The following is a 19302-nucleotide window of genomic DNA, read 5'->3' as shown; positions in this document are numbered from 1 at the left end:
ATATCAATCACTCTAAGGGAACGCCATGAAACGTTTGTGGGCTGCGTCGTTGTGCGCGCTGTCTGTGTCGTCTGTGCTGGCCGCGGAACCTGCCACTTGCCGCGACGTGCGATTTGCCGACGTCGGCTGGACCGATATCGCGGCGACCACCGGGCTGGCGGCGACCGTGCTCGAAGGGCTCGGCTACAAGCCGACCAAGACGATCGCCTCGGTGCCGATCACGTTCGCCGGTGTGAAGAACAAGCAGATCGACGTGTTTCTCGGCTACTGGTCGCCGACCATGGACCCGATGATCGACCCGTTCAGGAAGTCCGGCCAGCTCAGCGTGTTGCCGACGCCGAATCTGACCGGCGCGAAATACACGCTGGCGGTCCCCGATTACGCGTATCAGTCCGGCATCAGGACGTTTGCCGACATCGCGAAGAACTACGACAAGCTCGACGGCAAGATCTACGGGATCGAGCCGGGCAACGACGGCAATGCGTTGATCAAGAAGATGATCGACACCAATCAGTATGGGCTCGGCAAGTTCAAGCTGGTGGAGTCGAGCGAGGCGGGCATGCTGGTGGAAGTGAACCGCGCGGTTCGCGACAAGAAACCGATCGTGTTTCTCGGCTGGGAACCGCATCCGATGAATGTGCAGATGAAGATCGATTATCTGTCCGGCGGCGATGCGGTGTTTGGGCCGAACTATGGCGAAGCGAAAGTGCTGACGGTCACGCCGAGTGATTATTCGACGCGCTGTCCGAACGTCGCGAAGCTGGTGTCGAATCTGCAATTCACGACCGATATCGAGAATCACGTAATGCTGCCGATCATGAACAAGACGGATCCGAACAAGGCCGCGCGCGAATGGCTGAAGGCGAATCCAGCGGTGCTGGACAAGTGGCTGGCGGGAGTGAAGACGTATGACGGGAAGGATGGGTTGCCGGCTGTGAAGGCGTATGTGGCGGGGAAGTGAAACTGCGGAACTAGCTCGGTTTATGGCGCGGCTTTCGCGTTGTCGTCGATGCGACGCGAAAGCCGCGGCATGCCAACTGCGTGCCTGGCAAACTACGGCTCAAATCGCCTGCGCCCGCCCCGGAAACGTCTCATCAAAATCCCCACTATCCTCCGCCTCCGCCGCCGTGCCTCTTTGCTCGCGATACATCATCGGCGGCAAACCGAATTGCTTGCGGAATTCGCGGCCCAGATGCGAAGCATCGGAAAACCCGCAACTCGACGCAATATCCGCGACCGTCTTATCCGAACTCGTCAATAGCCAGGCGGCGGTGCGCAAACGCACCTGCTTCGCGTAGGCCTGCGGCGCCTTTCCGGTTTCCGCTTTAAAAAGCCGTTCCAACTGACGCGGCGAAAGATCGAGCTTCCCCGCAAGCTCATCGAGCGACAGCGAGCGCCCGACATGCTGCTCCATCAGCAGAATCGCGCGCTTGACCTTGGGATGCGTGGCCGGCGCGAGCCCCGGCGGATGCGGCTGCGGCGCGTTGCCTTTCTGCATATCATCGACGAGCAAAATACGCAGTGCCTTCTGCACCGTGGCGGTTTCAAAATGACGCAACAGGATCGCGGCGGCCACGTCGATCGACGCGCGTCCGCCGGAACACGTAATGCGCCGTCGGTCGATCACGAACAGCCGGTCGGCGATCAGCGCTTCCTCGTTCACCGACGGAAAGCGCTCGATGAAATCCCAGTAGTGAAACCAGCTCACGCAGATGCGGTAACCGTCGAGTACGCCCGCGCGCATCAACGAGAACACGCCCGTGCACATGCCGACGAGCGTCGCATCGGTCGCGGCGGCGCGGCGGATGAACGCGAGCGTCGCGTCGTTCGCGGCGGGTCCGGAATGCAGCAGGCCGCCGACCACCACGACGTAATCGAACGGCTCGGCGCTGTCGAACGTCTCCCACGGCGTGATCTGGATGCCGCAACTCGCGCGCACCGGAGCAAGGGTTTCCCCTATCACGCTCCACGAACAGCGCACGGGCTTGCTGAAATCGCCTTCGTCCGCGGACAGGCGCAGCAGGTCGACGAAACCCGAAAACGCCGTCAGCGTGAAGTTCGGCAACAGGATGATGCCGAAGCGGATGCGCTGCCTGGAGGTGCCGTCGATCGATCGAGGGGGAAGTGGTTCAGCGGAATTCATGCATGCAGCCAGCGAGCGAAAGGGTTGGATCAAGCATAGCACCGGGGACGGCGTCTGCCGCGCCCGGCCGTACCGGCGGCACAACCGGCGCCTGCGCCGCAGGCATCGTCAGCATCGCTAGCCACAAGCCGGGCGCATGTCGCAAATGCGTCAGAAGTCTTCGTAAATACGCCGCGGACCTTTGCCGGCGCGTCCATTGACGCCACTATCCCACTGTGATGCCGTTTTTATTCTATCGGTTCAATTTGACCTGCGCTGCAATAGAGGCCAATCCACCCAAGGCATCGCAACGCACAAGGCACGCCATGAACGTCAGCGTCTTCGATCTGTTCAAGATCGGTATCGGTCCTTCAAGCTCGCACACCGTGGGGCCGATGATCGCTGCATGCCGCTTCGCCTCGCATATCGAAGACGCCAATCTGCTCGACTTCGTGCGCAGCGTGAAAGCCGACCTGTTCGGCTCGCTCGGCGCGACCGGCAAGGGGCACGGCACGGACAAGGCGGTGCTGCTGGGACTCGAAGGCAATCTGCCCGACTCCATCGACCCGGATCTGATCGAACCGCGCCTGCAAGCGATCCGCGCGTCCAGGCAACTGGTGCTGCTCGGCAAGCATCCCGTCAAATTCGACGAGCGCGAGCATCTGGGCTTTTTCCGCAAGCTGATGCCGGGCGCGCCGGGCTCGGGCATCGTGCATCCGAACGGCATGCGCTTTCAGGCTTTCGACGAAAACGGCCAACTGCTGGTGGAGAAGGAGTATTACTCGATCGGCGGCGGCTTCGTGGTGAATCGCGAAGGCGATCGCGTGAACGGCGTGCGCGCCGGCGCGGACGTGCCGTATCCGTTTCGTACCGGCGACGATCTGATGCACGTCTGCCGTGAAAGCGGATTGTCGATCGCGCAGATCACGTTGCGCAACGAATGCGCGGCGCGTCCCGAGCAGGAAGTGCGCGAAGGCTTGCTGGCAATCTGGCGCACCATGTCCGCGTGCGTCGAGCGCGGCTGCAAGGTGCGCGGCGAGTTGCCCGGTCCGATGCACGTGAAGCGCCGCGCCGCCGATCTGTGCGGACAGTTGCGTTCGCGCTCGGAAGAGTCGCTGCGCGATCCGCTCTCCATGCTCGACTGGGTCAACCTCTACGCAATGGCCGTCAACGAAGAGAACGCAGCGGGCGGGCGCGTCGTCACCGCGCCGACCAATGGCGCGGCCGGTGTGATTCCCGCGGTGCTGCACTACTACGTGAAGTTCATGCATGCGTCGAACGACGAGGGCATCGTCAACTTCCTGCTGACGGCCGCGGCGATCGGCATCATCTACAAGGAAACAGCGTCGATCTCCGGCGCCGAAGTCGGCTGCCAGGGCGAAGTGGGCGTGGCCTGCTCGATGGCCGCCGCGGCGCTCGCCGCCGTGATGGGCGGCACGCCGGCGCAAGTCGAAAACGCCGCCGAAATCGGCATGGAACATAACCTCGGCATGACCTGCGATCCGGTCGGCGGACTCGTGCAGATTCCGTGCATAGAACGCAACGCAATGGGCGCGATCAAGGCGTTGAACGCCGCGCGCATGGCCATGAAGGGCGACGGCCAGCATTACGTATCGCTCGACAACGTGATCAAGACGATGCGCGAAACCGGCGCCGATATGAAGACGAAGTACAAGGAGACGTCGCGCGGCGGCTTGGCCGTGAACGTCATCGAGTGTTGAATCCCGTTTTATCAAACACGAAACACCAGCAAAGACAGCACCAACAAGGACCCACGATGAGCCGCTATTCGATATTCAGTCTGTTGCGCAACGGGATGTCCTATCACGAGAACTGGGAGCGACAGTGGAAGAGCCCCGAGCCCAAACGTGAATACGACGTCGTGATCGTCGGCGGGGGCGGGCACGGTCTCGCCACGGCTTATTACCTGGCGAAGGAGCACGGTGTGCGCAATGTCGCCGTGCTGGAGAAGGGCTGGATCGGCGGCGGCAATACGGCGCGCAATACGACCATCGTGCGCTCGAACTATCTGTGGGACGAGTCGGCTGCGCTCTATGAGAAAGCGATGAAGCTGTGGGAAGGCCTCTCGCAGGACCTGAACTACAACGTCATGTTCAGCCAGCGCGGCGTGATGAATCTTGCGCATACGTTGCAGGACGTGCGCGACACCGAGCGCCGCGTGAATGCGAACCGGCTGAACGGCGTGGACGCCGAATTTCTGACGCCTGCGCAGATCAAGGAAATCGAGCCGACCATCAATCTGAACAGCCGCTATCCGGTGCTCGGCGCGTCGATTCAGCGGCGCGGCGGCGTGGCGCGTCACGATGCGGTGGCCTGGGGCTTCGCGCGCGGCGCGGATCAGGCCGGCGTCGATATCGTGCAGAACTGCCAGGTCACGGGCATTCGCCGCAACGGCAGCCAGGTGACCGGCGTGGACACCACGAAGGGTTTCATCAAGGCGAAGAAAGTCGCGATCGTGGCGGCGGGCAATACCTCGACGCTTGCCGACATGGCCGGCGTGCGGCTGCCGCTGGAGAGCCATCCGTTGCAGGCGCTGGTGTCGGAGCCGATCAAGCCGGTGGTCAACACGGTGGTGATGTCGAACGCGGTGCACGCGTACATCAGCCAGTCCGACAAGGGCGATCTGGTGATCGGCGCGGGCGTGGACCAGTACACGGGTTTTGGACAGCGCGGCAGTTTCCAGATTATCGAAGGCACGCTCGAGGCCATTGTCGAAATGTTCCCGGTGTTCTCACGAGTGCGGATGAATCGCCAGTGGGGCGGCATCGTGGACGTATCGCCGGATGCGTGCCCGATCATCAGCAAGACCGACGTGAAAGGGCTGTACTTCAACTGCGGCTGGGGCACGGGCGGTTTCAAGGCGACGCCGGGTTCCGGATGGGCCTACGCGCACACCATTGCGAAGGATGAGCCGCATCCGTTGAACGCGGCTTTCTCGCTGGAGCGTTTCTATACCGGCCACCTGATCGACGAACACGGCGCCGCCGCTGTTGCCCACTAACACCACGCACTGCGACGAGGAAAAACCAATGCTATTGATCGAATGCCCGTGGTGCGGGCCGCGCGCCGAAACCGAATTTTCCTGCGGCGGCGAAGCGGACATTGCCCGTCCGCTCGACACCGACCAACTCACCGACAAGGAATGGGGCGACTACCTGTTCATGCGCAAGAATCCGCGCGGCGTGCATCGCGAGCAATGGATGCACACGCAAGGCTGCCGCCGCTGGTTCAAGGCGCAGCGCGACACGGTGAGCTACGAGATCCAGGGCTACGAGACGTTCGAGCGTCCGTTGCTCGCCGTGGACAGCGCCGAGGCTAACACGCAAAGCACGGCACAAAACAAGGCACAAGAGGGCAAGGCATCATGAGCCAGAAAGACCGACTCCCCAACGGCGGCCGCATCAATCGCGCCCAGCCGCTGACGTTCACCTTCAACGGCCGGCAGTACCAGGGCTATCAGGGCGACACGCTGGCATCGGCGCTGCTCGCGAACGGCGAGCATTTCGTCGCGCGCAGCTGGAAATACCATCGGCCGCGCGGCATCGTCACGGCGGGCGTGGAGGAACCGAATGCGGTCGTGCAACTCGAAACCGGCGCGTACACGGTGCCGAATGCGCGCGCGACTGAGGTCGAGTTGTATCAAGGATTGGTCGCCACCAGCGTGAATGCGAAGCCGAGCATCGAGAAAGACCGCATGGCGGTCAACCAGAAGTTCGCGCGCTTCATTCCGGCCGGCTTCTACTACAAGACCTTCATGTGGCCGCGCAAATTCTGGCCGAAGTACGAAGAAGTGATCCGCGACGCCGCCGGCCTCGGCAAGGCGCCGGAACACACGGACGCCGATCGCTACGACAAGTGTTTTGCGCATTGCGACGTGCTGGTGGTGGGCGGTGGCCCGACCGGCCTCGCGGCCGCGCACGCCGCCGCATTGTCCGGCGCGCGCGTGACGCTGGTCGACGATCAGCCGGAACTCGGCGGCTCGCTGCTGTCGTGCCGCGCGGAGATCGACGGCAAGCCCGCACTGTACTGGGTGCAGAAGATCGAAGACGAACTGCGGCAGATGCCCGAAGTGAAGATCCTGTGCCGCAGCACGGCATTCGGCTATCAGGACCACAACCTCGTGACGGTGACGCAGCGGCTCACCGAACATTTGCCGGTGTCGCAGCGCAAGGGCACGCGCGAACTGATGTGGAAGATCCGCGCGAAACGCGTGATTCTCGCGACCGGCGCGCACGAGCGTCCCATCGTGTTCGGCAACAACGATCTGCCGGGCGTGATGCTGGCGTCGGCCGTGTCGACCTATCTGCATCGCTATGCGGTGCTGCCGGGCCGCAACGCGGTGGTGTTCACCAATAACGACGACGGCTATCAATGCGCACTCGATCTGAAAGCAGCCGGCGCCCAGGTGACAGTGGTCGATCCGCGTGCGAGCGAATCGAAGGGCACGCTGCCCGCTTTGGCACGCCGCTACGGCGTCAAGGTGATGAACGGTGTCGTGATCACGGCGGCGCACGGCAAACTGCGCGTGGCGTCGGTGGATATCGCGTCGTATTCGAACGGACAGGTCGGTGCGAAGCAGAGCGAACTCGCCTGCGATCTGCTCGCCATGTCCGGCGGCTGGAGCCCGGTGCTGCATCTGTTCGCGCAATCGGGCGGCAAGGCGCACTGGCATGACGAGAAGGCCTGCTTCGTGCCGGGCAAGGCGATGCAGCCGGAGACGAGCGTCGGCGCCTGTGCCGGCGACTTCACGCTGGGTCAGGGCATCCGCTTTGCAGTCGATGCCGGCATCGACGCGGCGCGCGCGGCGGGCTTCATCGTCGCGCGGCCGAATCCGGTGCAGGTGGCCGAGATCACGGAAGCGAAGATGCAGCCGCTGTGGCTGGTCGGCGGCCGCGAGATGGCCACGCGCGGGCCGAAGCAGTTCATCGATTTCCAGAACGACGTGTCGGCCGCCGATATTTTCCTCGCGGCGCGCGAGGGCTTCGAATCGGTCGAGCACGTGAAGCGCTATACGGCGATGGGTTTCGGCACCGACCAGGGCAAGCTCGGCAACATCAACGGCATGGCGATTCTCGCGCAGGCGCTCGGCAAGACGATTCCCGAGACCGGCACCACGACCTTCCGTCCGAACTACACGCCTGTCACCTTCGGCACGTTCGCCGGCCGTGAGCTGGGCGAGTTTCTCGATCCGGTGCGCAAGACGGCGGTGCACGAATGGCATGTGGAAAACGGCGCGGCTTTCGAGGACGTGGGTAACTGGAAGCGTCCGTGGTACTACCCGAAAGCGGGCGAAGACATGCACGCGGCAGTGGCGCGCGAATCGCTCGCGGTGCGTACGAGCGTCGGTATTCTCGATGCTTCCACGCTCGGCAAGATCGATATTCAGGGTCCGGACTCTGCGAAGCTGCTGAACTGGGTCTACACGAATCCGTGGAGCAAGCTCGAGGTCGGCAAGTGCCGCTACGGTTTGATGCTCGACGAGAACGGCATGATCTTCGACGACGGCGTGACCGTGCGCCTCGCCGACCAGCACTACATGATGACGACCACCACCGGCGGCGCGGCGCGCGTGCTGACGTGGCTCGAGCGCTGGCTGCAGACCGAATGGCCGGACATGCGTGTGCGGCTCGCGTCGGTGACGGATCATTGGGCGACCTTCGCCGTGGTCGGTCCGAACAGCCGCAAGGTACTGCAGAAGGTCTGCCAGGACATCGACTTCGCGAATGCGGCGTTCCCGTTCATGAGCTATCGCGAAGGCACGGTAGCGGGCGCGGCCTCGCGCGTGATGCGCATCAGCTTTTCGGGCGAGCTGGCGTATGAAGTGAACGTGCCGGCGAACGTCGGGCGAGCGGTGTGGGAAGCGTTGATGGCGGCGGGCGCGGAGTTCGACATCACGCCGTACGGCACCGAAACCATGCATGTGCTGCGCGCGGAGAAGGGCTACATCATCGTCGGCCAGGATACGGACGGCTCGATGACGCCGTACGACCTCGGCATGGGCGGGCTCGTCGCGAAATCGAAGGACTTTCTCGGCAAGCGTTCGCTGACCCGCTCGGACACCGCGAAGGCAGGGCGCAAGCAACTGGTCGGCTTGCTCTCGGACGATCCGTCGTTCGTGATACCCGAAGGCTCGCAGATCGTCGCGGGCCCATTCCAGGGAGAGACGGCGGCAATGCTCGGCCACGTCACGTCGAGCTACTACAGCCCGATCCTGAAGCGTTCGATCGCGATGGCGGTCGTCAAGGGTGGTCTCGACAAGATCGGCGAAACGGTCACGATCCCGCTTTCGAGCGGCAAACAGATTGCAGCGAAGGTCACCAGTTCGGTGTTCTACGACAGCGAAGGAGCACGTCAACATGTGGAATGAAACGAGAGGGACGGCGTCGGTCGTGGATCGTGCTGTCGGCAGACAGACGGGCGTATGGCAGGAGTCGCCGCTGGTCGGCACGGACGCGCTGCTGAAGAAGCATCAGGCGACGGCCAACGCAGCGTTCAGATTGAACGAGCGGCCGTTTCTGGAACTCGTGAACGTGCGCGGCGATACGCGTGACGCCGCGTTCGTGCGCGCCTTTGAAAGCGTGCTCGGCTGCCGTCCGCCTGAGAAGGCGAACACGGTGGCGCGCGGCAACGGCTACGACGGAATGTGGCTCGGTCCGGACGAATGGCTGGTGCGCTCGGCCACCGCGCACGACGCAACGCGCACCGCGCCGTTGCAGGCGAAACTCGGCGCGGCGTTCGCGGGCGTGTTCGCTTCGGCGGTGGATATCGGCAGCGGCTATACGGTGCTCGAAATCAGCGGCACGCGCACGCGTGAAGTGCTGTCGCGCGGTTGCCCGCTCGACCTGCACCCCAAAATGTTTGGCGAAGGGCAGTGCGCGCAGAGCCATTATTTCAAGGCATCGATGACGCTCCTGCCTACCGGCGCGAGCAGTTTCGATATCGTCGTGCGCCGCAGCTTCGCGGACTACTTCGTGAAGATGATGCTCGACGCAGCCGAGCCGCTGATGTCGTAAAGCGCGGCGAGCGGTCCTGTTCGAACCGCTCGCGCGTTTCATCCCTCGATATTCGACATGACGTCGACACGTCTAGCCACCGCGCGCCTCACCGAGCGCGCGTGCCACGAAGGCGATGCCCATGCCGCGCTCGCGCTGCTCGATCAGAGCATCGTGCTGCGCCATCGGCGCATTGCGCTGATCCGTTATCTCCTCGCGCAGCAACTCGGGGCGCCGTTGCAGGCGCGTCATCATGAATACGTCGAACGAATCGCCGCACGGTTGAGCGCGGATGCGCTCGCGCGCATTGCCGGCGCCGCGCGGGCGCGTCTGCGGGCCTGAGCATCTCTATTGCCGCCGCCGTCGCCGCGCATGGAGCGGCGCACCCGTTCCATCCCGATGACGTATTTCTTCTATGTGGCCGATTTATGTCGGCGTCTACTGAAAACACTCAGGAGTACCCACGCGGCAAGCGCCGCATCCACCAGGGGATGACATGTCCACCGCCTATCCGCCGCGCGCGAGCGCTGCTGCCCGACTCGAACGACTGCCGTTCTCCGGTTATCACCGGACCATTTTTATCATCATCGCCATCGCGTTCTTTTTCGATTCCGTCGATCTCGGCACGATGACCTTCGTGCTCGGTTCGATCAAGACCGAGTTCGGCTTATCGACCGCGACGGCGGGGCTGGTGGCCAGCGCGAGTTTCTTCGGCATGGTGATCGGCGCGGCGATCGCGGGATTGCTGGCGGATCGCTTCGGACGCCGGCCTGTGTTTCAGTGGAGCATGGTGTTGTGGGGGCTCGCGTCGTATCTGTGCTCGACGGCGCAGAGCGTGGAAGCGTTGATCTTTTATCGCGTGCTGCTTGGCTTCGGCATGGGCATGGAGTTTCCGATTGCGCAGACGTTGTTGTCGGAGTTCGTGCCGGCTGCGTCGCGCGGCCGTCTGATCGCGCTGATGGATGGTTTCTGGCCGCTCGGCTTCATTACCTCGGGCGTGGTGTCGTACTTCGTCTTGCCGACGTTCGGCTGGCGCACGGAGTTCGCGCTCCTCGCGATTCCTGCTGTATTCGTGTTGATCGTGCGTCGCGTCGTGCCGGAGTCGCCGCGCTGGCTCGAACATCGCGGACGTCTCCATGAAGCGGACAAGATTCTTGCCGAGGTCGAAGTGAAGGTGATGAAAGCGGCCGGGCTGAGCCAGTTGCGCGCGCCCGTCGTGCTTGCAGAACCGCCGGCCGCCAAGGGCACGGGGGCGTTCCGCGAGATCTGGAGCATGGCTTACCGGCGCCGCACGATCATGGTGTGGACGCTATGGTTCTTCGCGCTGCTCGGTTTCTATGGGCTGACGTCGTGGCTCGGCGCTTTGATGCAGCAGGCAGGCTTTGCGGTGACGAAGTCGGTGCTGTACACGGTGCTGATTTCGCTCGGCGGGATTCCCGGGTTTATTTGCGCGGCGTGGCTGGTCGAACGTTGGGGGCGTAAGCCGACTTGCATCGCGTCGCTCGCGGGCAGCGCGGTGATGGCCTACGTCTATGGACAAACCGCGCTGCACGCGCAGACGCCGACCTTGCTGATCTGCGCCGGGCTGGCAATGCAGTTCTTTCTGTTCGCGATGTGGGCGGTGCTGTACACCTATACGCCTGAGCTGTACGGAACCGGTGCGCGGGCGACGGGTTCGGGCTTCGCGTCGGCGATTGGCCGCGTGGGTTCGCTGATCGGACCTTACGTGGTGGGCGTGGTGTTGCCGATGTTCGGCCAGGGCGGCGTGTTCTCGCTCGGCGCAATGTGTTTTGTGATCGCGGCGGCGGCGGTTTGGATTTTGGGCATCGAGACGCGCGGGTTGGCGCTCGAGACGCTGGTGTCGGAGGCGGTTGAGGCGGATGCGCGAGGGGGGTTGAATCCGGTGCGGGAGTGAAGATTATTGCTTGCGGATAGCACGCACCATGACGCCGTTCCAACCGAATGCGATACGGTTATCGGCCATGCGGAAAACGGCCGTACAGTTCGCGCTGTCCAGCAACGCGGTGCGCGCAGGCAGGCCGACATCTGGCGGGTAGACGTCGTAAAGCTCTTTCAACTTCGCGGCGCTGTCCACCTCACTGACCACAAAGCCGTTATGCGGCGTGCAGTTCTGGTTATTGAACTCGATACGCGTTGGCGAGATCGTCAGAACCTTCCCGAGGATTCGCCTCGCCTCAGGGATACCCGCCGAGACAGGGGAATAGGACACGACATCAGTCACCACCCATTTGCCCGCGAATCCCGCCGCAGACGGTGTTGTCTCCGACGCGCCCTGTTGCGCGCCAGCGAGTCCGGTCGAGAGAATCAGCGCGATGGCCGCGCCCAACTGACGGGCTTTCATTGCGCAGGCTGCCGGAATGGAGCGGACTCGCGCATGCGCCGATTCACAAGTCCCTGACTGCGCTGCGCAGGCCCCAGTGCGCTACCATCCGGCCTGCGTGGGGTAATCATTACGTTACTCATCATTTGTGAAACCACGCCCCTCATATTGCCGTCATTTGCAGGTGAAAGCGTCTGCCTGGTATTGACGTTGCTCGAGTTGTACGCGAACGATACGGCGGCGTCAAATTGCGCCTGCGTCAACTGACGCTCCGTGACAATTGCCTTAACGCGGCGCTCCGCATCGCGTACTCGAGATTGAAGCACGGCGTTGACCTGCTCCGGAAGAACAGTTCGCGTCAATTCTTCCTGCGTGCATGGCCCCAGGTGAGCTAACGTACCGATGCCCCACGTGCAATTGCCGTTCGCCGGCGCATCATTGTAGTACCGCATCACAACGCCCTCGTTGAATCGTAAGGCTGCATAGCCGGCTGCACTCATCCGCATGCTGTCATTGGCACCGGGCATTCTCTACCTCCTCAAAAACGGGGACGAGTATAGAAGGCGATGCGCGTGCGATAACACCTATCAAAATGAATAGGTGACGCGATATGGGAGCGGTAGCCACCCCGATCTCATTTTCTAATTCAATTCCGAGCGCGAATATTAAACGGCTTCCCCGGCACCCAGGCCCACGTCGCCAACACTTTCGCGCCCGCGGGTCCGGCGCTCGTCACATGAACGACGTTCGCCGGCATCCTGTAACTCTCGCCGGCGTGGACCACTTGCGCCGGTCGCCCCTCGACCTGCACCGTGACTTCACCTTCGAGCACATAGGCGACCTCTGGCCCGGTTGCCTTGTGCTTCGGCTTGACGGCATTGGGCGGGAATTCGGCGATGCCCATGCCCATTTCGCGATCGGTTCCCGGAACGGGGACACGTTGAAGCACCACGGTCTGTTTGGCGTCGGGCGCCTTTTCGCCGGCATTGGCCGAAGGCAGCGTGATGAGGACCGCAACGATCAACGGCACGCAGCGCAAGCTGTTCATGATCGAGTCGCCCCTCTTCAAGGCGCGGCCTCAGCAAGCGCCGTCAGAATCTCATAAGCAGCAGCCACCCGATCCTCGTTCGGGAAGTTCTTGTTGGCCAGCAGCACAATGCCCAACTGCTTCTCAGGCACGAAAGCCACATACGCACCGAACCCATTGGTCGAACCCGTCTTGTTGATCCACACGTTTGAACGAGGAGCGAGCGGCGGCTTGATTTCGACCGCGGGCGTCGCCTTTAAAGCCATCGACGATGAATTGCCCGCCAGCAATGTCTTCAGCGCGACCGGATACGCGTATTGCTCCCAGATCAGATCTTGGGTCAACACACTGGCCTTGAAGTAGCCCGTGTGCGTATCGGTGATCGCGCGTTGCAACTTTGCGTCGAGCTGAAGCAGATTCATGTTGGCCTGCATGAAGCGTGTCATGTCGGCAGCGGTGGATTTGACGCCGTAGGCTTCGGCGGAAAGCACGCCGGGTGCCATGCGGATCGGCGCACCGTCTTTCTTGTAGCCTTGCGCGTAGTCCGGCATCCGTGCTGTCGGGACATCGATATAACTGTTTTTCAAACCCAGTGCAGGAAACATGCGCTGATCCATCAACGCCGTGAAATCCTGCCCCATGCTCTTTGCGGTAATCAATCCAAGCGTGCCGATCCCGGGATTAGCGTAAGTCCGGCACGTGCCCGGCGCGCAACTGGGCTGCCATGCCTTGAAATACTGCATGAGTTCGTCGTTGTTATGGATGTCGTCCGGCACTTGCAAGGGCAGCCCGCCAGGTGTATGCGTGCCCAGATTGACCAGTTTCACGTTGCCAAACGGACTGCCCTGAAGCACGGGCAAATACTTGCTCGTCGTATCCGACAGGGAAAGATCGCCGTTGACCTGCGCATACGAAGCGAGCGTCGCCGTGAAGGTCTTGCTGATCGAACCGAGTTCGAACAGCGTGTCGCGCGTTACGGGCTTGTTGGTTTCCGTCGACGCCACGCCGTAGTTGTACACATAAGGCTTGCCCGCGACAACAATGCCGACCGCCATGCCATGAATACCGTCTTGCGCCATGAGCGGCTGGATCGCCGCGTCGACCGTCCGTTTAATGCTGTCTTGCGTGGTATCGGCTGCGTGGCTCATGGGAGCGTTCAACGCAAAGACCACGGTTGCCGTGAGGCTGAGGGCTTTGAACTTCATCTCTCGCGTTTTCCTGGGTTGTCTGTCGGCGGAGGCGCTCCAAAAGATTCTTTGAAACGCCTTGAGGCCGCACTATCCGGCTTTTGCCAGACACTGACAATCGAGGATAAGTTGCGCGCGGGTAAAGAAAATCTTATGCGCGGACAACGGCGTCACGTCAAACCGTCGCGGTCTCCCGCTTTCTCGATGCCACGCCATTCGCCACGAAGTAGGGCGTATCCACCCGCGCCAGCGGTTCGCGTCCGCGAATCCGGTCAGCGATCTTCTCGGCCAGCATGATGGTCGGCGCGTTCAGATTGCCGGTCGTGATGCGCGGCATAATCGACGCGTCCACCACGCGCAGCCCTTCCATGCCGTGCACGCGGCCCTCGTTATCGACCACGGCCATGTCGTCGTAGCCCATCTTGCATGAACACGACGGATGAAACGCCGTCTCCGCGCGCATGCGCACGAACGTGTCGAGTTGCTCGTCGGTGGTCAGTTCGGCGCCGGGATTCAGTTCGCGGCCGCGATAACGGTCGAGCGCCGGTTGCCGCATGATCTCGCGCGTGATGCGGATGCCGTCGCGGAACTCGCGCCAGTCGAGCGGATCGGCCATGTAGTTGAACAGGATGCTCGGATGCGCGTTCGGATCGCGCGACGTGAGCTTCACGCGGCCGCGGCTCGGCGAGCGCATCGAACCGACGTGCGCCTGGAAGCCGTGCATCTTGATGGCGTTCGACCCGTTGTAATTGATCGCGACCGGCAGGAAGTGATACTGAATGTTCGGCCACAGATCGTCATCGCGTGTGCGGATAAAGCCACCTGCCTCGAACTGATTGCTCGCGCCGATTCCCGTGCCCTTGACCAGCCATTCGAGTCCGATAGCCGGTTGATTCCACCACTGCAATGCCGGATAAAGCGAAACCGGCTCCTTGCACTCGTACTGGATATACATCTCCAGATGGTCCTGCAAGTTCTCGCCGACACCGGGCAGGTCGTGAACGAGCGGCACGTCGAGTTCGCGCAGCCACGTGGAGCGGCCCACGCCCGAGCGTTGCAGCAACTGCGGCGACGCGATCGCGCCGCTGCACACGAGCACCTCGCGGCGTGCCTGCGCATTCATCGCATTGCCGTGATGCAGATACGCGACGCCGACCGCGCGCTTGCCGGAGAACAGCACGCGATCCGTCACGGCGTGCGTGACGATGGTGAGATTCGGCCGCGACTTCGCGCGATCGAGATAACCGCGCGCCGTGCTGGCGCGCCGGCCGTTCGCCGTGACCGTGCGATCCATCGGACCGAAACCTTCCTGCTGATAGCCGTTCAGATCGTCGGTGCGTGGAAAGCCGGCCTGCACACCGGCTTCGACCATCGCGGCGAAGAGCGGATTGTTGCCGGGCTTGCTGGTGGCCACGTGCACCGGGCCGTCGCCGCCGTGGTAGGCGTTCGCGCCCACATCGCGCGTTTCGGCCTTGCGGAAATACGGCAAACAGTCCAGATAGGTCCAGTTTTCCAGACCGGAGTGCGCGGCCCAGCCGTCGTAATCGAGCGCATTGCCGCGGATATAGCACATGCCGTTGATCAGCGACGATCCGCCGAGCCCCTTGCCGCGCCCGCATTCCATGCGCCGGTTGTTCATGTGCGGCTCGGGGTCCGTTTCGTACGCCCAGTTGTAGCGCCTGCCTTGCAGCGGAAAGGCGAGCGCGGCCGGCATCTGCGTGCGGAAGTCGAAGCGGTAGTCCGGGCCGCCTGCTTCGAGCAGCAGCACGGTCACGTCCGCGTCTTCGGTCAGACGCGAGGCGAGCACGTTACCCGCCGAACCTGCGCCCACGATGATGTAGTCGTATTCGTTCGCAGCCATTGCGCGTCTCCTCAGAACACCGGTTGATACGGGCCGAGTTCGACCTGCACGGACTTGATGCGCGTGTAGTGCTCGAGCGTGGTGATGCCGTTTTCGCGGCCCACGCCCGATTGCTTGTAGCCGCCCACCGGCATTTCCGCGGGCGACTCGCCCCACGTGTTGATCCAGCAGATGCCGGCTTCCAGTCGATGAATCACGCGATGCGCGCGCGCCAGGTTCTCGGTCACGACGCCTGCGGCAAGACCATAAGCGGTGTGGTTCGCGCGCGCGATGGCTTCGTCTTCGTCGTCGAAAACGAGAATGCTCATCACCGGCCCGAAAATTTCTTCGCGCACGATGCGCATGTCGTCATGGCAGTCGGCAAAAAACGTCGGCTCGACATACTGGCCGTTGCCGAAGTGGCCTTCGGTGAGACGCTTGCCGCCTGCCACGAGCCGCGCGCCTTCCTGCTTGCCGCTTTCGATATAGCCCAGCACCTTGTGCAATTGCGCGGCGCTGACCAGCGGCCCGAAGTTGGTGGCCGCGTCGGTGGGCGCGCCCACGCGAATGCGCTTGACGCGTTCCAGCACCAGCGCTTCGAAGCGCTCCAGCACGCCGCGTTGCACGAATACGCGTGTCCCGTTGGTGCAGACCTGGCCGGAGCTGAAGAAGTTGGCGCTCATCGCGATGTCGGCGGCGCGTTCGAGATTGGCGTCGTCGAACACGAGCAGGGGCGACTTGCCGCCGAGTTCCATCGTCACTTCTTTCAGCGACGAAGCGCCCGCCATCGACATCACTTTCTTGCCCGTTTCCACGCCGCCGGTGAACGAAATTTTCTCGATGTCGGGATGCGCGGCGAGCATCGCGCCGACGCGGCCGTCGCCTTGCACGACGTTGAACACGCCTGCGGGCACGCCGGCTTCGGTATAGATCTCGGCGAGCTTCAGCGCCGACAGCGGCGTGATCTCGCTCGGCTTGAAGATCATCGCGTTGCCGGCCGCGAGCGCGGGCGCCGACTTCCAGCACGCGATCTGGATCGGGTAGTTCCATGCGCCGATTCCCGCGCAAACGCCCAGCGGTTCGCGCCGCGTATAGACGAACGACGTGGGCCGCAACGGAATCTGCTGTCCCTCGATCGCAGTGGCGAGGCCCGCATAGTACTCGATCACGTCCGCGCCGGTGACGATATCCACCGCGAGGGTTTCCGCGATCGGCTTGCCGGTGTCGCGCGTTTCGAGCGCGGCGAGTTCGTCGTTGCGCTCGCGCAGAAGCTCGACGGCGCGGCGCAGAATGCGCGAACGCTGCATGGCCGTGAGCGCGGCCCATTCGCGTTGGCCTTCCTGCGCGGACCGTACGGCGCGATCGACGTCGGCCGCCGAGGCCTGCTGCACGCTCGCGAGCGTTTCGCCGGTGGCGGGGTCGAGCGTGTCGAAGGTTTCGCCGCTGGTGGCGTCGACGTACACGCCGCCGATATAGAGACGTTGCGTTGCGAATACCGCCATGACTAACTCCTTTCTGAATGTGTCGCCGGTCGGATCCTGTGCTTACTCGTGCGATGCGAGGACCAGATCGATATAGTCGTTGGCCACGCGCAGCGCGGCTCTGGTGTCGAACGGCTCGCCCGAGAGCGCGCCGCGCAGCCACAGGCCGTCGATCAGCGCCGCGAGGCCGCTCGCCGCACGGCGCGCCGCGGCACGCGGCATGGCTTTGGAAAAATCCGCGCACAGATTCGAGTTCAGGCGGCGCGTATTCACGTACTGCAGCCGCCGCAATGCCGGCTTGTGCATGCTCTCGGACCAGAACGCGAGCCAGGTTTTCATGACCGGGCCGCTGGTCTGTTCGGCGTCGAAATTCGCGGCGACCACCGCGCGTAATTTCGAGCGCGGGTCCGCTTTCGCCGCGCGGCGCCTGCGTGACGTGGCCTGCCACAAGTCGCGCAGCACGTGACGCATGGTGGCTTCGAGCAAGCCGTCCTTGTCGCCGAAATAGTGGCTGACGATGCCGGTGGAAATGCTCGCGCGCTGCGCGACCGAAGCCAGCGTGGCCCCCGCGAGACCGGTCTGGTCGATCGTGTGGAGCGTGGCGTCGATCAACTGCGCGCGGCGGATTTCGCGCATTCCGAGTTTGGGCATGGTGCGGGCGCTGTTGTTGGCGTTGACTGCGGGCGGACTGCGTTAGATGAAAGCAATCCGTCCAGGTGGATTCGAACGGCCATGTTAGGTTTTTTATATTGAACGGTCAATCAATAAAAAACCATCCGCGGCAGGGTGGGCAAGGCTCCGCTCACCGTGTCGGTTCCGACCAAACCCATGTCGCGTTCGGCACATGCGCCTGGTTCACCGGGCGCTACGCTCGTTGAACGGCGTGCTTTTGACGAACCGGGCGAACCGGGCGCGCCGCTCACAAGACATGGAGACAGACAATGAGCAGCAATCGCGGCGTCGTGTATCTGGGGCAGGGCAAGGTGGAAGTGCAGTCGATCGACTTTCCGAAGATGGTCGATCCGCGTGGCCGGTCGATCGGTCACGGCGTGATTCTGAAGGTGGTGAGCACGAATATTTGCGGCTCCGATCAGCACATGGTGCGCGGCCGCACGACGGCCGAAGTCGGCCTCGTGCTCGGCCACGAGATTACCGGCGAGGTGATCGAAGTGGGCCGCGACGTCGAAACGCTGAAGGTCGGCGATCTCGTTTCGGTGCCGTTCAACGTAGCCTGCGGCCGCTGTCCGACCTGCAAGGCGCAGCATACCGGCGTGTGCCTGAACGTGAATCCGTCGCGGGCCGGCGGCGCTTATGGTTACGTGGACATGGGCGGCTGGATCGGCGGCCAGGCCGAATACGTGCTGGTGCCGTACGCCGACTTCAATCTGCTGAAATTCCCCGACCATGCGCAGGCCATGGCGAAAATCCGCGACCTCACGTGTCTCTCCGACATTCTGCCGACCGGCTACCACGGCGCGGTGATGGCAGGCGTGAAGCCCGGCGCCACCGTGTATATCGCGGGGGCGGGTCCGGTGGGCATGGCGGCGGCTGCTTCGGCGCGCTTGCTGGGCGCGGCCTGCACGATCGTCGGCGATATGAACGAGGAGCGTCTCGCGCACGCGCGCAAGATGGGCTTCCAGACCATCGATCTGTCGAAGGACGCCACGCTGGGCGAGCAGATCGAGCAGATTCTCGGCAAGCCTGAAGTGGACTGCGCGGTCGACTGCGTCGGCTTCGAAGCGCACGGCCACGGCAGCAGCGGATCGCACGAGGAAGCACCGGCCACCGTGCTCAACTCGCTGATGGAGATCACCCGGGCCGCGGGTGCGATCGGCATTCCAGGCCTGTACGTCACGGACGATCCGGGCGCCGCCGACGCCGCCGCGCGCAAAGGCAGCCTGAGCATCCGTTTCGGTCTGGGCTGGGCCAAGTCGCACTCGTTCCATACCGGGCAGACGCCAGTGATGAAGTACAACCACAATCTCATGCAGGCGATCTTGTGGGACCGTTTGCCGATCGCGGATATCGTCAACGTGACCGTGGTGTCGCTCGACCAGGCGCCTGATGGTTATCGTCAGTTCGATGGCGGCGCGCCGAAGAAGTTTGTGATCGATCCGCATGGCTTGCTGAAGGCGGCTTGATCGTGGCTTGAGCGCGGCATGAGGTGGCGGCGGGACTGCCTGCGCAGTCTCGCGCAGCGCTGCGCCGTCGTCGGGCGGAAAGGTGAGCAGCTGAAGCCGAAGTGGTTGACCCACAAAAAACGCGTTGAACGGAAAACCGCTCAACGCGTT

Annotated in this window: 17 protein-coding genes; 9 read left to right on the top strand and 8 right to left on the bottom strand. The window is 63.1% G+C overall.

Annotation, left to right across the window (positions count from 1 at the left end):
* Positions 1–25 precede the first annotated feature (25 nt).
* The gene (locus tag B0G81_RS11920; RefSeq protein ID WP_134135575.1) at positions 26–961 is read left to right on the top strand and encodes a choline ABC transporter substrate-binding protein; all 936 of its coding nucleotides are present in this window, start codon (positions 26–28) and stop codon (positions 959–961) included.
* A gap of 99 nt (positions 962–1060) precedes the next feature.
* Here the strand turns inward: B0G81_RS11920 and B0G81_RS11915 are convergent, their stop codons facing one another.
* Positions 1061–2143, bottom strand: coding sequence for a GlxA family transcriptional regulator (locus tag B0G81_RS11915; RefSeq protein WP_116121517.1), 1083 nt, complete (start codon positions 2141–2143; stop codon positions 1061–1063).
* 305 nt (positions 2144–2448) lie between these two features.
* On the opposite strand from B0G81_RS11915, the gene B0G81_RS11910 reads away from it, so the two are divergent.
* The 7 genes from B0G81_RS11910 to B0G81_RS11880 all read left to right on the top strand — a co-directional run bounded on the left by B0G81_RS11910 (position 2449) and on the right by B0G81_RS11880 (position 11050).
* Positions 2449–3843, top strand: a complete 1395-nt coding sequence (locus B0G81_RS11910; RefSeq protein ID WP_134135573.1) for an L-serine ammonia-lyase — start codon at positions 2449–2451, stop codon at positions 3841–3843.
* 56 nt (positions 3844–3899) lie between these two features.
* Entirely contained in the window at positions 3900–5144 is a 1245-nt protein-coding gene (locus B0G81_RS11905) for a sarcosine oxidase subunit beta family protein (RefSeq protein ID WP_106280856.1), read from the top strand.
* Between the two features lie 28 nt (positions 5145–5172).
* Positions 5173–5511: a sarcosine oxidase subunit delta gene (locus B0G81_RS11900; RefSeq protein WP_134135571.1), complete on the top strand. Its 339-nt coding sequence runs from the start codon at positions 5173–5175 to the stop codon at positions 5509–5511.
* Positions 5508–8510, top strand: a complete 3003-nt coding sequence (locus B0G81_RS11895) for a sarcosine oxidase subunit alpha family protein (RefSeq protein WP_134135568.1) — start codon at positions 5508–5510, stop codon at positions 8508–8510. The genes B0G81_RS11900 and B0G81_RS11895 overlap by 4 nt, the downstream gene beginning before the upstream one ends.
* Positions 8500–9156 carry a sarcosine oxidase subunit gamma gene (locus tag B0G81_RS11890; RefSeq protein ID WP_134135566.1) on the top strand — a complete coding sequence of 219 codons (657 nt, stop codon included), beginning with the start codon at positions 8500–8502 and terminating at the stop codon, positions 9154–9156. The genes B0G81_RS11895 and B0G81_RS11890 overlap by 11 nt, the downstream gene beginning before the upstream one ends.
* 57 nt (positions 9157–9213) lie before the next feature.
* Entirely contained in the window at positions 9214–9477 is a 264-nt protein-coding gene (locus tag B0G81_RS11885) for a hypothetical protein (protein ID WP_116121511.1), read from the top strand.
* A 154-nt stretch (positions 9478–9631) separates the two neighbouring features.
* A complete protein-coding gene (locus B0G81_RS11880) occupies positions 9632–11050 on the top strand; it encodes an MFS transporter (RefSeq protein WP_134135563.1) in 1419 nt (472 codons plus the stop codon).
* Positions 11051–11053: 3 nt separating this feature from the next.
* Here B0G81_RS11880 and B0G81_RS11875 read toward each other — a convergent pair whose 3' ends face one another.
* The 7 genes from B0G81_RS11875 to betI form a co-directional block, all read right to left on the bottom strand.
* The gene (locus B0G81_RS11875; protein WP_243856432.1) at positions 11054–11482 is read right to left on the bottom strand and encodes a hypothetical protein; all 429 of its coding nucleotides are present in this window, start codon (positions 11480–11482) and stop codon (positions 11054–11056) included.
* An 11-nt stretch (positions 11483–11493) separates the two neighbouring features.
* Positions 11494–12003 carry a lysozyme gene (locus tag B0G81_RS11870; RefSeq protein WP_134135557.1) on the bottom strand — a complete coding sequence of 170 codons (510 nt, stop codon included), beginning with the start codon at positions 12001–12003 and terminating at the stop codon, positions 11494–11496.
* A 119-nt stretch (positions 12004–12122) separates the two neighbouring features.
* The gene (locus tag B0G81_RS11865; protein ID WP_134135555.1) at positions 12123–12524 is read right to left on the bottom strand and encodes a cupin domain-containing protein; all 402 of its coding nucleotides are present in this window, start codon (positions 12522–12524) and stop codon (positions 12123–12125) included.
* Between the two features lie 17 nt (positions 12525–12541).
* Entirely contained in the window at positions 12542–13708 is a 1167-nt protein-coding gene (gene ampC, locus B0G81_RS11860) for a class C beta-lactamase (RefSeq protein WP_134135553.1), read from the bottom strand.
* 157 nt (positions 13709–13865) lie between these two features.
* Positions 13866–15551: a choline dehydrogenase gene (gene betA, locus B0G81_RS11855; RefSeq protein ID WP_134135551.1), complete on the bottom strand. Its 1686-nt coding sequence runs from the start codon at positions 15549–15551 to the stop codon at positions 13866–13868.
* A gap of 11 nt (positions 15552–15562) precedes the next feature.
* Positions 15563–17032, bottom strand: a complete 1470-nt coding sequence (betB, locus tag B0G81_RS11850; RefSeq protein WP_134135549.1) for a betaine-aldehyde dehydrogenase — start codon at positions 17030–17032, stop codon at positions 15563–15565.
* Positions 17033–17074: 42 nt separating this feature from the next.
* Positions 17075–17662, bottom strand: coding sequence for a transcriptional regulator BetI (gene betI / locus B0G81_RS11845; RefSeq protein ID WP_106280839.1), 588 nt, complete (start codon positions 17660–17662; stop codon positions 17075–17077).
* A 290-nt stretch (positions 17663–17952) separates the two neighbouring features.
* On the opposite strand from betI, the gene fdhA reads away from it, so the two are divergent.
* Complete coding sequence (fdhA, locus tag B0G81_RS11840) at positions 17953–19152, top strand: formaldehyde dehydrogenase, glutathione-independent (protein ID WP_106308190.1); 1200 nt, start codon at positions 17953–17955, stop codon at positions 19150–19152.
* Positions 19153–19302: the final 150 nt, after the last annotated feature.

The sequence above is a fragment of the Paraburkholderia sp. BL6665CI2N2 genome, assembly GCF_004366535.1.
Taxonomy (GTDB): domain Bacteria; phylum Pseudomonadota; class Gammaproteobacteria; order Burkholderiales; family Burkholderiaceae; genus Paraburkholderia.
This window is presented reverse-complemented; position numbering and strand designations above follow the sequence as displayed.

Bases quoted from the DNA above. Each gene is read 5' to 3' on its own strand.
- betA (WP_134135551.1), bottom strand. From the start codon at position 15,551: ATGGCTGCGAACGAATACGACTACATCATCGTGGGCGCAGGTTCGGCG.
- B0G81_RS11915 (WP_116121517.1), bottom strand. From the start codon at position 2,143: ATGAATTCCGCTGAACCACTTCCCCCTCGATCGATCGACGGCACCTCC.
- B0G81_RS11900 (WP_134135571.1), top strand. From the start codon at position 5,173: ATGCTATTGATCGAATGCCCGTGGTGCGGGCCGCGCGCCGAAACCGAA.
- ampC (WP_134135553.1), bottom strand. From the start codon at position 13,708: ATGAAGTTCAAAGCCCTCAGCCTCACGGCAACCGTGGTCTTTGCGTTG.
- B0G81_RS11910 (WP_134135573.1), top strand. From the start codon at position 2,449: ATGAACGTCAGCGTCTTCGATCTGTTCAAGATCGGTATCGGTCCTTCA.
- B0G81_RS11905 (WP_106280856.1), top strand. From the start codon at position 3,900: ATGAGCCGCTATTCGATATTCAGTCTGTTGCGCAACGGGATGTCCTAT.
- B0G81_RS11920 (WP_134135575.1), top strand. From the start codon at position 26: ATGAAACGTTTGTGGGCTGCGTCGTTGTGCGCGCTGTCTGTGTCGTCT.
- B0G81_RS11885 (WP_116121511.1), top strand. From the start codon at position 9,214: ATGACGTCGACACGTCTAGCCACCGCGCGCCTCACCGAGCGCGCGTGC.
- B0G81_RS11895 (WP_134135568.1), top strand. From the start codon at position 5,508: ATGAGCCAGAAAGACCGACTCCCCAACGGCGGCCGCATCAATCGCGCC.
- B0G81_RS11890 (WP_134135566.1), top strand. From the start codon at position 8,500: ATGTGGAATGAAACGAGAGGGACGGCGTCGGTCGTGGATCGTGCTGTC.
- betB (WP_134135549.1), bottom strand. From the start codon at position 17,032: ATGGCGGTATTCGCAACGCAACGTCTCTATATCGGCGGCGTGTACGTC.
- fdhA (WP_106308190.1), top strand. From the start codon at position 17,953: ATGAGCAGCAATCGCGGCGTCGTGTATCTGGGGCAGGGCAAGGTGGAA.
- betI (WP_106280839.1), bottom strand. From the start codon at position 17,662: ATGCCCAAACTCGGAATGCGCGAAATCCGCCGCGCGCAGTTGATCGAC.
- B0G81_RS11865 (WP_134135555.1), bottom strand. From the start codon at position 12,524: ATGAACAGCTTGCGCTGCGTGCCGTTGATCGTTGCGGTCCTCATCACG.
- B0G81_RS11870 (WP_134135557.1), bottom strand. From the start codon at position 12,003: ATGCCCGGTGCCAATGACAGCATGCGGATGAGTGCAGCCGGCTATGCA.
- B0G81_RS11880 (WP_134135563.1), top strand. From the start codon at position 9,632: ATGTCCACCGCCTATCCGCCGCGCGCGAGCGCTGCTGCCCGACTCGAA.